This is a genomic window from Gemmobacter aquatilis (assembly GCF_900110025.1).
Classification (GTDB): Bacteria; Pseudomonadota; Alphaproteobacteria; order Rhodobacterales; family Rhodobacteraceae; genus Gemmobacter; species Gemmobacter aquatilis.
This window is the reverse complement of the sequence record NZ_FOCE01000005.1, coordinates 249,801-263,691: the sequence shown is the minus strand read 5'-3', so window position 1 is coordinate 263,691 and position 13,891 is coordinate 249,801. Positions and strand designations below refer to the sequence as shown.

Here is a 13,891-nt window from a genome sequence, read left to right as displayed (position 1 = left end):
CCGGGTTTGGGCCGGGGGGCGTTGGGGTTATTGCAGAAGCTGGGTCCAGACCTTGGTCACCAGATCCTGGGCTGCGGGCGAGCAGGTGCGCGAGAATTCGACCGGGACGGTGGGGAACAGTTCCGGCGCGTTTTCGGGCGTGTATTTCGCCTGTGCCAGATCCAGCGCCACCGGGGCGGAGTGGCCGTAATAGTTGTATTGCACGGTGGCGTTTTCGGGGGTGGACATGAAGTCGATGAACTTCTTGGCGTTCTCGACATTGGCGGCCCCTTTGGGCACCACGAAGCTGTCAAGCCAGCCGACCAGACCCTCTTTCGGCATGGCATATTCGATCGGCGCCTTTTCATTGGCGCGGGTTTTCATCGAATTGCCATCCCACCAGAAATGCGCCGCAACCTCGCCGCCGCCGATGCGGTTTTCGATATTGTCCGAGGTATAGGCGGCGACGAAGGGTTTCTGCGCGGCGAGCAGGTCGTAGACCTTCTTCATTTCGGCCGAGTCTTCCGAGCAGAACGGCACGCCGAGGTAAAGCTGGGCGGCGCCGACGATTTCGTCGGGATAGGACAGCATGGCGATCTTGCCCTGCAGGGCGGCTTCGGGTTCGAATAGCACTTTCCAGCTATCGACCGGGCCTTTGTACTGATCGCGGTTCACGGTGAAACCGGCGGTGCCGTAGGCCAGCGGGATGGAATATTCGTTGGTTTCATCCCACCACTGGCCGCGCCATTTTTCATCCACCGCCTGATAGGCGGCGAGGCTGTGGGCGTCGATGTCTTCCAGCAGGCCTTCGTCGGCCATGATCTTCAGGAAGTGCTGCGAGGGGGTGACGAGATCATAGCCCGAAGCGCCGGCCTGCAGTTTGGTCAGCAGGTCTTCGTTGGCGTTGAAGCCGTCCATCGTGACCTTGATGCCGGATTCGGTTTCAAACTTGGCGATCAGTTCGGGTGCGATGCTGTCGGACCACGCATAGATATTCAGCGTGCCTTCGGCCATCGCGGGCGAGGCGAGGAGGGTTGTGGCGAGGAGGATGCGTTTCATGGAGGACTCCTTGTTGGGTGGTTTCTGGTTGGTGGTTCGGGGTCAGGCGCGCTTTTCGCTGCGGAAGGTGAGGATCAGCGCGGTTGTGGCGAGGATCAGCGAGCCCAGCACGATCAGGGTGGAGATCGCGTTCAACTCGGGCGTGGTGCCCTGTTTGATCAGGCCGAAGATATAGACGGGCAGCGTGGTCGATCCGCCGGAATTGAGCATGTTGGAGGTGATGAAATCATCCATCGAGATGACGAAGGCCAGCATGGCCCCGGCAAACACCCCCGGCGCGATCAGCGGGAAGGTGACGCGGCGAAAGGTGGTCCAGGGGGTGGCGTAGAGGTCTTGCGCAGCTTCCTCGAAATCCGGCTCCATCCCTTGCAGGCGGGCGCGGATCGGCAGGAAGGCGAAGGGGATGCAGAAGGCGGTATGGGCGATGATCAGCTTCGCCATGCCGTTTTGCAGGCCAAGCTGCGAGAACAGGATCAGCACCGCCACGGCCAGCACGATTTCGGGCAGCAGCAGCGGCAGGTTGACCACGGTTTCCGACAGGCGGCGGAACTTCACGTCGCGGCCCCGCACGATGACGAGGGCGGCCATCAGGGCGACGGAGGTGGCAAGGACGGTGGCGATGCTGGCCACGGTGAGCGAGATCTTCACCGCATCCATCAGCGCGCGGTTGGCCAGCGCGCTGTCATACCATTTCAGGGAAAACCCGGTCCAGACCGAGACGAGGCGGTTTTCGTTGAAGGAAAAGAAGATCACCACGCCGATGGGCAGGTAGAGATAGAGGAAGAACAGCGCGGTGAAGCTGCGGGCGAAGGGATAGCGTTTTACGTCAGTCATGGGGCACCTCGGGCCGGGCGCGCAGCGCGTTGACCATCAGGAAGATCATCACCAGCACCATCAGCACCACGGCAATGGCCGCCCCGAAGGGCCAGTTGCGCCCACCGCCGAATTGCGTCTGGATCAGGTTGCCCATCAGCATGGCCTTGCCACCGCCCAGCAGGATCGGTTCCAGCACCGCGCCGAGGCAGGGGACAAACACGAGGATCGCCCCCGCCATCAGGCCGGGCATCGCCAGCGGCAGGATCACCCGGCGGGCGGTGGTGAAGCGCGAGCCATACAGATCGTGCGACGCCTCGATCAGCGCGGGGTCGAGTTTCTCGATGCTGGCGAAGACCGGCAGGATCATCAGCGGGATGTAGCTGTAGACCAAGCCGGTGAGCATGGCGCCATTGGTGAACAGCAGGCTGTCGATGTCGGTCACCAGGCCAAGCGAACGCAGGGTTTTTTCCAGCACGCCGTCATTGCCGAGGATGATGATCCAGGCATAGACCCGCACGATCATCGACACCCAGAACGGCAGGGTGACGAGGTAGATCAGCACGGCCTTGGCCCGCCCCCCGGCCTGCGCGATGGTATAGGCGGCGGGCAGGGCAAGGGCGGCGCAGATCGCCGTGGTCAGGCCCGCCAGCCACAGGGTGCGACCGATGATGGACAGGTATTGCGGGGTGAAGGCCAGATTGCCGTCCCAATCCTCTTCGAACAGGATCTGCGCGTAGGAGGCGGGGGAGAAGCCCCAGTCGAAGCCGCCATAGGCGCCGCGGCTGGCGAAGCTGACAAGGATCACGATGCCGATGGGCACCACCAGCGTCAGCGCCATGATGACCCAGGCGGGGGCGAGGCCCCAGATGCGGAAATCGGTGGGTTTCATCGCGCCAGCACCCGCGCGCTGTCATGGCGAAAGCCGAGGCGGACGGTGCGGCCCGGATCGAAGCTGGCGGAGTGGCTGACGGCGTTGCGGCGCGACACCCGCAGTTCCACCCCCGCCACATCGACGGTGTAATGGGTGTAGCCGCCCATGTAGTTGCGCCCGGTGATCCGGCCCTCCATCAGCTCGCCCGACTGGGCGGGGCCGTCGGCCTGATCTTCCATGCCGATCTTTTCGGGGCGCAGCGACAGGGTGGCCTTGCTGCCCACCTGCGCGCCCTTGTGGAAGGTGGTCAGGGTCTGGCCCATCGGCGTGCGGATGGTGGCCTGCGGCCCGTTGACCGCCAGCACATCGACCTCGAAGAAATTGGTCTCGCCGATGAAATCCGCGACGAAGCGGTTTTCGGGGTCTTCGTAGATCTCGTTCGGGGTGCCGAGGTGCTGAATCTCGCCATGGCCCAGCACGCAGATGCGGTCTGACATATCCAGCGCCTCTTCCTGGTCATGGGTGACGAAGACGAAGGTGATGCCGGTGGCGCGTTGCAGGGCGCGCAACTCGTCGCGCATGGCCTGACGCAGCTTGAGGTCCAGCGCCGACAGCGGTTCGTCCAGCAGCAGCACCTCGGGTTCCGGGGCCAGCGCGCGGGCGAGGGCGATGCGCTGGCGCTGGCCGCCGGAAAGCTGCGCGGGCCTGCGGCGGGCGAATTGCGACATGTGGACCATTTCGAGCATCTGCGCGGTGCGGGCGCGGCGGCGCTCTTTCTCCCAGCCGAGGTTTTCGAGGCCGAAAGAGATGTTCTGTTCCAGCGTCATATGCGGGAACAGGGCGTAGCTTTGGAACACGGTGTTGACGCGGCGCTTGTGCGGCGGCAGCGACAGGATGTCCTTGCCATGCAGGCGGATGGTGCCCGAGGTCGGGCTTTCAAAGCCTGCGATCATGCGCAGAAGCGTGGTCTTGCCGCAGCCCGAGGGGCCGAGCATGGTGAAGAATTCATTGTCGTAGATGTCGAAGCTGACCCCTTTCAGCGCCTGGAAGGTGCCGAAGGATTTGGCGACATTGACGACCTCGACGGCTTTCTTGCGGTCCATGATCAATCCACCGCCAGTTCGGTGATTTCGCGGCGGAAGGGCAGGGTATCGCCCCAGTCGCCCCCCGTCTCGTCCGGCCAGACGCCGGTATCCAACTCGCGGGCATAGCGGTGCCCGGCGAAGGTGGCCCAGGCGATGGGGCCGGGGGCGGCGGCGTCGCCGATCAGTTGCACCGAGCGGATGCCGGCGTCGGCCCAATCGGCCTGCCGGGCGCGCAGGGCGTGGAACAGGCCGTCGTTGGCGATGCGCGAGGCGACCATGATCACCGCATCGCAGGCGATGTGGCCGCGTTGGTCGGTATAGGTGCAGTTGGTTTCCACCCCGTCGGCGCGCAGGCTGGCCACGCCGGTGTTGAGCACGATCTTCACCCCGGCAGCGATCAGGCGGCGGTGGATCGCGCCCTGTTCCAGCGTGTTGATCGTCCAGTCCGAGACATAGGCCGAAGGGGTGACGAGGGTCACGTCGCAGCCTTTTTGTGCCGCCAGTTCGGCCAGAACGCCGCCCATGTAGTAATGATCGTCATCGAAGACCACGACCTTGCCCGAGGGCAGCCGCCCCTCCATCACGTCATCGGGGGTGAAGACGGGCAGGGCGCCGACCTTGGGCATCGGCATGACATGCTGGCGCGACACGCCATCGGCCCGCCACTGGGCGCCGGTGGCGATGCAGATGTTCTGGAAGCCGAAGTCCAGCACCTCGTCCACGCTGAGGGCGGAGCCGGGATACATCTGCACATTCGGGCGCTGGCCAATCTGATACAGGCGGTAATCGGCCACGCGGCCCCAGGCGGAGAGGCCGGGCAGCAGGCGTTCGCGGGCAACGCGGCCACCGAAGGCCTCGCGCGCCTCGGCCACCGCCACGTCATAGCCGCGCAGGGACAGCGCCCGCGCCGCCTCCAGCCCGGCGGGGCCGGAGCCGATGACCAGCACGTTTTCGCTGTCGCCGCGGGTGGCGATTTTCTCGGGGTGCCAACCGCGGCGCCATTCTTCCATGAAGGTCGGGTTCTGGGTGCAGCGCGAAATCGCCTGCGTCATGTCGCCGGTGATGCAGATATTGCAGCCGATACATTCGCGGATGTCGTCGATCCGGCCTTCTTCGATCTTCTTGGGCAGGAACGGGTCGGCGATGGAAGGGCGGGCGCAGCCGATGAAATCGAGCGTGCCCTGGCGGATCATCTTCGCCATCACATCGGGCGAGGTGAAGCGGCCCACGCCGACCACGGGTTTCGGCGACAGGTCGCGGATGCCGCGCACCAGCGCCTCTTGCGCGGCTTCTTCCTTGAAACGCGACGGGCCGGAGCAATCTTCCCAGGTGCCCTGCGCCAGATCCCAGAGATCGGGCAGTTCGGCGTTCATGGCGATGAAATCGCGCACCTCGGCGTTGGAAAAGCCAAGCTCGCCAATGGTTTCATCCAGGCTGACGCGCAGGGTGATCGCCATGGTATCGCCCACCGCATCGCGCATGTCGGCGATCACCTCGCGCGCGAAGCGCGAGCGGTTTTCCAGACTGCCGCCGTATTCGTCGCTGCGCTGGTTGGTGGCGCGGCTGAGGAAATGCTGGAAGATGCCGAAGCCATGCGCGCCGTAAAGGCAGATCAGATCGAACTCGGCCAGTTTGCAGCGCTTGGCGGCGTTGACGAACCAGCGGCGCAGGTTGCGGATGTCGGATTTATCCATCGCGCGGGCTTGCACCGGATCGTTGGTGAAGGTGCGGATCGGCAGGGCGCTGGGCGCCAGCGGCACCTCTTTGGTATACATGTTCGGGCCGTTGATGCCCGAATAGGCCAGTTGGATGCCCGCCAGCGCGCCATGGGTTTTCATCGCGCGCGCCATCTTGCGCAGCATCGGGATATCCTTGTCCTCCCACAGCCGCAGTTCGATAAAGGGGGTGATTTCCGAGGTATGGTGCATCTCGGTCTGTTCGGTGAAGATCACGCCCCAGCCGCCTTCGGCCTTGATGCCGCGCATCGCGGCGGCGGCCGAAGGGTCGCGGTAGCCGCCGCCATTGCAATGGGGCACCTGATAAAAGCGGTTCTTGGCCGTCAGCGGGCCAATGGCCATGGGTTCAAAGAGGATGTCATAGCGAGGATCGCGCAAGGCCCTGGCTCCTTCGTGTGATCAGGCCGCTTGTTGCGGCGTCAGGGCACAGAAAAGCGGTTGCGGGGCTTCGGGTAAATTATCGGTTCCGAAAGCCCGACTTAGGCGCAGTCTAACAGAAAAGCGACGCGCGTGTGATTTGGGCGAGGTGCCCGGATTTTCGGCGCAATATGAAGGGTCAGAAGTCGCGCGGCGGCCCGTCGAGCCGCAGGCGCAACCCATGGGTGTTTTCGGGCGTCAGTTGCGCGCGGCAATGATCGACAAAGGCACGCACGGTTTGCGAGGCGCGCGCCCCTTCGGACAGCACGAGGCCCAGTTGCATCGGGCGCACCGGCCCGGTCATCGGCACATAGCGCAGCTTGCGGCCATCGGGCGCGCGGTCGGACCAGGGCCGGATATTGGCGATGGAATAGCCGAATCCCTGGCCCACGAGGCTTTGCATCACCGCCATGTCGCGGGTGCGTTCGGCAATGCGCGGGCGCAGGCCGATTTCGGCGAAGAAAGACAGGAAATATTCGGCGCTGATCGGCAGATCGAGCAGGATCATCGGATAATCCGCCAGTTCGGCCGGCGAGACGGCGGACAGATGCGCCAGTTCGTGCGTGTCGGACAGCACGGCATAGGGGGGCAGGCTGGCCAGCGACACGAACTCCAGATCGGGCGGGATGTTCAGGTCATAGGACAGCGCGAGGTCCAGATTGGCACTGCGCAAGCCCTCGAAAATCTCGGACTGGTTGCGCTCGAACTGGTGGAAATCGACCTCGGGGTTCATGTCCACGAAGCTGCGGCGCAGTTGCGGCAGCACGACCTGCGCGAAGGTCAGCAGGCAGCCCACGTTCAGCGGGCCGCGCACCTTGCCGGTGATGGTATTGGCCAGATCGTTCAGCGCCGCCGCCTGCGCCAGCACCACCCTGGCCTGTGCAACGAATTGCTTGCCGCCCTGCGTCAGCGACAGGCCATGCGCGTGTTTGCGCACGAACAGCGGCAGGCCGAATTCCTGTTCCAACTGCGAAATCGCCGCCGAGATCGACGGCGACGACACATTCACCTTGTCGGAGGCCAGCGCGATGGAGCCACATTCCCCCACCGCCACGAGGTATTCCAACTGGCGGAGGGTGAAACGCAAGGGCATGGCTTATCCGATCCTGTTGCGGGTCAGGGGCAGCCTAACCCTCATCCGTATTTGATCCAAGTGGTCTTCAGCGCGGAATATTTGTCGAAGCTGTGCAGCGACAGATCGCGCCCGAAGCCCGACTGCTTCATGCCGCCGAAGGGGGTCATCGCCGACAGCGCATCGACGGTGTTCACCGACACGGTGCCGGCAAACAGCCGGTCCGACAGCGACAGCGCGCGGCCCAGATCGCGGGTCCAGAGCGAGGCGGCGAGGGCAAAGGGGCTGTCATTGGCCAGCGCAATCGCCTCGTCTTCGGTGGCAAAGGTCTGGATCGACAGGACGGGGCCGAAGATTTCCTCGCGCACGATGCGGGCATCGGGGGCGGCATCGGCAAAGATCGTGGGCTGGATATAGGCGTCGGAGCCGTTGATCGTGACACGTTCGCCCCCGCAGACCAGCCGGGCCGATTGCTTGCCCGAGGCGATATAGGACATCACCGTATCGGTATGCGCCCGGTCCACCATCGCCCCCATGGCCGAGGCGGGATCAAGCGGATCGCCGGGCTGCATCGCCGCCGCGCGGGCGGCCATGCGGTCGATCATTTCCTCGGCGATGGAGCGATGCACCAGAAGGCGGGAATTGGCCGAACAGACCTCGCCCTGATTGAAGAAGATGCCGAAGGCGGCCATGTCGGCGGCGGCATCCAGATCGGCATCGGGGAAGATCAGGTTCGGGCTTTTGCCCCCCGTCTCCAGCCAGACCTGCTTCATGTTGGATTCGCCCGCATAGCGCTGGAACAGCTTGCCGACGGTGGTCGATCCGGTGAAGACGAGGCAATCGACATCCGGGTGCCGCCCCAAGGCTTGCCCCGCATCCTGCCCGAAGCCCGGCACCACGTTCAGCACACCGTCCGGCAGCCCGGCCTCGGCGGCGAGTTCGGCCAGACGCAGGGCGGACAGCGGGCTTTGCTCGGCAGGTTTCAGCACCACCGAATTGCCCATCGCCAGCGCGGGGGCGAGCTTCCATGTGGCCATGTCGAGCGGGAAGTTCCACGGCACCACGGCGCCGACCACGCCCAAGGGGACGCGGCGGATCATCGCCAGATCGGCGGCGCCGGTGGGGGCGATCTCGTCATAGAGCTTGTCGATCGCCTCGGCGTGCCACTGGAAGAAATGCGCGGAACCGGGGGCGTCGATGGTGGCGGCGTCCTTCACCAGCTTGCCCATGTCGAGGCTGTCGAGCAGCGCCAGTTCGGGGATATGGTCGCGGATCAAGGCGGCGAGGCGCAGCAGAACCTCTTTGCGGGCGGCGGGGGTCTGGCGGCTCCACCGCCCGTCGTCAAAGGCGCGGCGGGCAGATTTCACTGCGCGGTCAATGTCTTCCGCGCCGCCCTTGGCGATGTCGGCCAGAATCTGGCCGGTGCCGGGGTTGACGGATTCAAACCGCGCGCCGCTGGCGGCGGGTTGGGCTTTGCCGTCGATCCAGATCTGGGTGCGCAAGCGCAGGGCGGCGGCGCGGGCCTGCCATTCGGGAAGGGTGAACATCATGTCCTCATTCGTCTCCGGGCACGCCGTAAGAGGGCGCCTGCGTCGGGTCGATGGCGCGCTGCACATAGGCGGCCATTTGCGGCTTGTAGATCTGCCAGGCGGTGGCAAGGGCGGTGATCGGGCAGTCTTCGGTCCAGTCGCAGCGCAGATCGGCCAGGGGCCAATCCAGCCGGTCCACGATCTTCAGTCCCGCCGAATGCACCGGCCCGGCCTCGCCCCCGGCGGCCAGCCCGGCCTGCAGCGCGGCGATCAGCCGGTCGCCCAGATGGCCGCTTGCGGCCTCAAAGGCGGTAACCATGGCCTGCGGCACGCCTGCATCGGCCAACAGGTTGCCGCCCGCGGCGCAATCCACGCCCTGCGCCTCGCCCCACAGGCCTAGCACCTGCCGCCCGGAATGGATGGCGCGGCGCCCGGCGGCATCCACCACGAGGATCTGGCGGTAGTCGATATGGGCGCGCCCGGTGGTGATCTGCGCCAGCGCCTCCGGCGCGCTCAGGCCCGCGGCCAGCGCGTCCAGCACCAGCGGCCCCAGCGCCGGGTCGGTGACATTCTGGCTGGCCACCACGCCGACACCGGCGCGGGCATGGGCGCAGCGGGCGGCGACGGCGGGGGAGGAGGACGAGATCACCATGCCGAACTGGCCGGTTTTCGCGCAGCGGGCGACGAGGGAAAATGTCATGCGAAGCCTTGGGTTGGAGACGCCGGGGGCTGTCTGCCCCCGGACCCCCGAGGATATTTTTGCCAAGATGAAGGAAGGCTCCCCTTCATCCTGGTCCAAATACTCCACGGGGGTCCGGGGGTGTGAAACCCCCGGTTCTGCGGGGTCAATCGGGGATGACGGCGGTGGCGTCGATTTCCACCAGCCATTCGGGGCGTGCGAGCGCCACGACAGTCAGGCCGGTGCAGACCGGGTGCACGCCTTTGATATATTCGCCCATGGTGCGATAGACCGCCTCGCGGTGGCGCACGTCGGTCAGGTAGACCACCAGTTTCACCACATGCTCCATGCGGCCCCCGGCCTCTTCGACCAGTTGGCGGATGTTCTGCATCACCTTGTGGGTCTGCTCCACCGGGTCGTTGCCCTTGATGTTCACCGCCGTATCAAGGTCTTGCGGGCATTGGCCGCGCATCCACAGCGTGGTGCCGCCCCGCGTGGCGACGGCCTGGCACAGGTCATTGTCCAGCCGCTGTTCGGGGTAGGTGTCCTTGGTGTTGAAGGTGCGGTAGCGTTTATGTTCCATGTCGGTCTCCTTCATTCGGCGGCTTTGGCGGCGGCGGTGTCGCCGGGGGCGCGGTAAGCCAGATAGCTGCGTTGTTTGGCGATATGGTCGGCCACGAATTTGGCATCATGCCAGACGCCCCAGATGAAGGACGAGCCGCGGCGCGACTGATAGGGCAGGCCGAGGAAATAGATCCCCGGTTCCGAGGACACACCGCGCTGGTGGCGGGGTTTGCCGCTTTCGTCCAGCGCATCGACCTTGAGCCAGCCGTAATCATTGCTGAAGCCGGTGGCCCAGAGGATGGTGGTCACGCCCGCCTCGGCCAGATCGAGGCTGAGCAGCGGGTTGACCATGCAGTCGGGGGCGGGGCCGATGGCGCGGGCCTCGGGGTCTTCGGGCAGGTCGATGCCGTTGCGGGCGGCCCAGGCGTCGGCCTCATCCAGCAGCGCCAGCAGGTTGGCGTCGCCGCGTTCGATGTTGCGGGCGAGGTCCTGGGCGAAGGTCATCTTGCCGCCTTCGAAGCGTTCGGTGCGACCCACCAATGTCATGCCGCGCGCGGCGAGTTTGCGGAAATCGACCGTCTGGCCGCCATGGGCGCCGCTGACGGCGATGGTGGTATGTTCCGCCCCCTTGGGCGCATCCGCGTCCCACATGTTCAGCACGCCCAGCCACCAGACGAAATCGCGGCCCCGGTAGCGGCGCGGCGGGCGGTCATGCGGGCCGACCGAGAGATAGACCTTGCGCCCGGCCTCCATCAGTTCCTCGGCGATCTGGGCACCCGACGATCCGGCGCCGACCACCAGCACCGCGCCGGGCGGCAGTTGGCCGGGGTTGCGGTAGCTGTTGGAGTGGATCTGGGTGAGGCCAGCGGTTTCGGGCACCAGCGGCGGGATCAGCGGCACCTGAAAGGCGCCGGTGGCGGCGATGACATATTGCGCCTCGACCGGGCCTTGCGAGGTTTCCACCCGGAAGCCGCCGCCGGGTTTGCGGGTGACCTCGGTGACCGAGACGCCGCAGCGGATGGGGGCGTGGAACTGTTCGGCATAGGCGGCGAAGTAATCGGCCACCTGTTCCTTGCCGACAAACGCCTCGGGATCGCCGGAAAACTCCATCCCCGGAAAGCGGTCATGCCAGGCGGGGCCGTTCGCCACCAGGCTGTCCCAGCGGCAGGAGCGCCAGCGTTCGGCGATGCGCCCCTGTTCCAGCACCAGATGCGGCACGCCTGCGCGGGAGAGGTGTTCGCTCATGGCCACGCCGGCCTGGCCGGCGCCGACCACCAGCGCTTCGATCTTTTCGACTGACATCATCATGTCCTTTGGTATTCAGCGGGTTGCGGGGGCCCGGTTCTGGTTCACGCAGGGATGCGCGAGGCGAGGTAGCGGGCGAAGTCGTAATTGGGGCGTTCAAGGTGGCTGAGCGGGCCGGGTTGCGCCATGCTGGCGCAGAGGCCGCGATAGACCTTTTCGGTGCAGCCCTTGTCTTCGACATTCACATCGTCGAGCAGGGCTTTGACATTGGCGAGATGGGTTTCGGCCTGCGGATCGGCGAGCCAGTCGGCGGACATGCCCATGCCGAACAGCACGTTCACATGGCCCGGCCCATCGGGGGTGAGCGAGAGATACCAGAAATAGCCGGGGGTCAGCGTGATCAGCAGCGCCGGGTAGATGGCCAGAAGCCAGGTCTTGCGGCGGTCGTCGCCGGTCAGCGTGGAGTTCGACGGGTGGGCGAGGGCGAGGGGAACGGTGTCGTTCTTCAGGATCCAGTGATAGTTGAACGCCTCCAGCCCTTCGGGGCAGACCATTTCCTCCAGCTTGGAGGCGCCGCCGATGGTGCCCGCGTGGCACATCGGCAGGTGATAGCTTTCCATGAAATTCTCGGCCAGCACCTTCCAGTTGGTGGCCCAGCGGAAGGTCTCGCGGTAGGTTTCGGTATAGGTCGTCATGTCGAGCGGCGCGATGAGGGCCGCCGCCTCGGCCAGCCGGTCCGACGGGGCGACGGCGTCGGGGTTGAGCGAGACCAGGATCCAGCCCTGCCAGACTTCGCAGCGGATGGCGGGCAGGCCCAGCGCCTCTTTGCAGAAGCTTTCGTTCAGGGTCATCGCCGGGGCGCCGCGCAAGGAGCCGTCGAGGTTGTAGGTCCAGGCGTGATAGGGGCAGACGATGCTGCGGGTATGGCCGCGCCCTTGCAGCAGGGTGGACATGCGGTGGCGGCAGACGTTGGACATCGCGCGGATCGTGCCCTCGCGGTCGCGCAGCACGACGACGGGTTCGCCTGCGATCTGCAGCGTCAGGTAGTCGCCGGGGTTGGGCAGGCTTTCGGCGCGACCGGCGCAGATCCAGTCTTGCGCGAAGATGTGTTTCTGTTCCTGCGCCAGAAACTCGGGCGAGGTATAGACCGATTTCGGCATCGCATGGGCCTGCGGGAAGGGCACGGCGACATTGGCGTGCAGTTCCTGTGCCGGGCTCTGGGGGGTGTGCTTGTTCATCGCTTGGCCCTTTCGGTTACTTGGCGGCTTTGCCTTTGGGGGTTTCGGTGGCGAACCATTTCGACAGGCTGCTGTCGCCCGGCGTCAGGGTCTTGGCGCCCAGCACGCGGTCTGACAGGCCAGCGGCGTCTTTCACCAAGGACAGCGGGCCGTCCCAGTCGAAGTTGCGATAGACGGCAGAGAGATGGGCGAAGGGCGGCGATTGCGCGAACATCTGGAAGCTGAGCCGGTGGCCCGCGTAATCGCTGTTGAGCAGGTCACGCGCGAAGGCCAGCAACTTGCGGCGATCCTCGGCGCCCCATTCGTCGTTGATCGTATAGTATTTTTCCAGCCAGGGCGCGGTATCGGGGTGGCGGAAGCTGGCGGCATCCGGCGTCAGGCTGATCTGGCCGCCGCAGAGATCGCGGGCGATGTGCATCATCTCGTGCAACTGGCCGCAGGCTAGCACGCGCCCGGCGTAAAGCAGCGACTGGTTGGGCATCATCAGCCCGGCAGGTGAGCGTTCGCCCAGCACGATGGCGGCGGTGAGATGGGCGTTGAGGCTTTCGCGCCAGACGGCGAGTTGTGCCAGTTTTTCCTGCACGGGTTGCAGTTTGTCCAGCCCGGTCTGGCGCACGTTGAACAGCGCGGCGCCGATCAGCATGTCGGCCAGTTTCAGGCTGCGCTGCACGAAGGCGAAGGCGGAATAGCGGTGCAGCGTGGCGCGGATGTGCATGGCCGCCTGCGTGTGGCGGTAGAACAGCACGTTTTCCCACGGGATCAGCACATTGTCGAAGATCACCAGCGTATCCACCTCGTCAAAGCGGTTGGACAGCGGGTAATCCTCGGCCTGGGCGCGGGTGGCAAAGCCGGTGCGGCAGATGAATTTCAGCCCCGGCGCGCCCAGATCGCAGATGAAGCCCACGGCGTAATCGGAGAGCGCCGCGTCGCCCCAGTTGGCGATGGTGGGTTTGGTGAAGGCCTGATTGGCATAGGCGGCGGCGGTTTCGTATTTCGCACCGCGCACGATGATCCCGGCATCGGTTTCCTTCACCACATGCAGCAGCATGTCGGGATCCTGATCCTGCGGTGCTTTGGACCGATCACCCTTCGGGTCGGTATTGGCCGACACATGGAACGGGTCGGCCTGCAGCACCTTGGCGATATGGGCCTTGATGTTGGGGGCGAATTGCGGGTCGATCGCGGCCAGCGCCTCGGCGCCGTCGAGCAGCGACCACATCTCGCCCACGGTTTCGTCACCGACGCGGGTGACGATGCCGCCCACCGCATCCAGCACGGTATCGGTGGCGCGGCGCTTGGCCCACCAGTCGGCCTGGGTATAGGGCAGGGCATTGCCGATGGCGTTGGTCTGGCCGTTCTGGGTGACGGTCATCACGTCGCGGGTGGCCGGGTCATGTGCCATGTCGTGGATGCGGGCGCGGATATCGACCAGCGGTTTGAACATCGGATGCGTGGCGACATCGCGGACCTTTTCGCCGTTCACATAGACCTCGCGGCCGTCGCGGATCGAGTCGCGGTACTCTGTGCCGGTGCGGATCATCTCAAACGCTCCCGAAGGAATTGGGTTGAGAGCAGAGTGCCGCAGCAGGGCTTAAGGGAAA

At 65.3% G+C, this 13,891-nt stretch carries 12 protein-coding genes; all 12 read right to left on the bottom strand.

Annotation, left to right across the window (positions count from 1 at the left end; genetic code table 11):
- Positions 1–27: 27 nt before the first annotated feature.
- Positions 28–1,038, bottom strand: a complete 1,011-nt coding sequence (locus BMX43_RS11205; protein ID WP_091301350.1) for an extracellular solute-binding protein — start codon at positions 1,036–1,038, stop codon at positions 28–30.
- 42 nt (positions 1,039–1,080) lie between these two features.
- Positions 1,081–1,872, bottom strand: a complete 792-nt coding sequence (locus tag BMX43_RS11200) for an ABC transporter permease (RefSeq protein WP_091301348.1) — start codon at positions 1,870–1,872, stop codon at positions 1,081–1,083.
- Positions 1,865–2,743, bottom strand: coding sequence for an ABC transporter permease (locus BMX43_RS11195; protein ID WP_091301346.1), 879 nt, complete (start codon positions 2,741–2,743; stop codon positions 1,865–1,867). Before BMX43_RS11195 ends, BMX43_RS11200 begins: the two co-directional genes overlap by 8 nt.
- Positions 2,740–3,828, bottom strand: a complete 1,089-nt coding sequence (locus BMX43_RS11190) for an ABC transporter ATP-binding protein (RefSeq protein ID WP_091301344.1) — start codon at positions 3,826–3,828, stop codon at positions 2,740–2,742. The genes BMX43_RS11195 and BMX43_RS11190 overlap by 4 nt, the downstream gene beginning before the upstream one ends.
- 2 nt (positions 3,829–3,830) lie before the next feature.
- Positions 3,831–5,924, bottom strand: a complete 2,094-nt coding sequence (locus BMX43_RS11185; RefSeq protein WP_091301342.1) for an oxidoreductase — start codon at positions 5,922–5,924, stop codon at positions 3,831–3,833.
- A 178-nt stretch (positions 5,925–6,102) separates the two neighbouring features.
- Entirely contained in the window at positions 6,103–7,056 is a 954-nt protein-coding gene (locus BMX43_RS11180) for a LysR family transcriptional regulator (RefSeq protein WP_091301340.1), read from the bottom strand.
- Positions 7,057–7,097: 41 nt separating this feature from the next.
- A complete protein-coding gene (locus BMX43_RS11175) occupies positions 7,098–8,585 on the bottom strand; it encodes an aldehyde dehydrogenase (RefSeq protein ID WP_217643953.1) in 1,488 nt (495 codons plus the stop codon).
- Positions 8,586–8,589: 4 nt separating this feature from the next.
- Positions 8,590–9,264 (bottom strand): DUF1028 domain-containing protein, encoded by a 675-nt coding sequence (locus BMX43_RS11170; protein ID WP_091301338.1) that lies wholly within the window; start codon positions 9,262–9,264, stop codon positions 8,590–8,592.
- Positions 9,265–9,409: 145 nt separating this feature from the next.
- Positions 9,410–9,826 carry a RidA family protein gene (locus BMX43_RS11165; protein WP_091301485.1) on the bottom strand — a complete coding sequence of 139 codons (417 nt, stop codon included), beginning with the start codon at positions 9,824–9,826 and terminating at the stop codon, positions 9,410–9,412.
- 11 nt (positions 9,827–9,837) lie between these two features.
- Positions 9,838–11,109: a flavin-containing monooxygenase gene (locus BMX43_RS11160; protein WP_091301483.1), complete on the bottom strand. Its 1,272-nt coding sequence runs from the start codon at positions 11,107–11,109 to the stop codon at positions 9,838–9,840.
- Positions 11,110–11,156: 47 nt separating this feature from the next.
- Positions 11,157–12,290 (bottom strand): aromatic ring-hydroxylating oxygenase subunit alpha, encoded by a 1,134-nt coding sequence (locus BMX43_RS11155; protein WP_091301337.1) that lies wholly within the window; start codon positions 12,288–12,290, stop codon positions 11,157–11,159.
- A 16-nt stretch (positions 12,291–12,306) separates the two neighbouring features.
- Positions 12,307–13,830 carry a 4-hydroxyphenylacetate 3-hydroxylase family protein gene (locus tag BMX43_RS11150; RefSeq protein WP_091301335.1) on the bottom strand — a complete coding sequence of 508 codons (1,524 nt, stop codon included), beginning with the start codon at positions 13,828–13,830 and terminating at the stop codon, positions 12,307–12,309.
- Positions 13,831–13,891 lie beyond the last annotated feature (61 nt).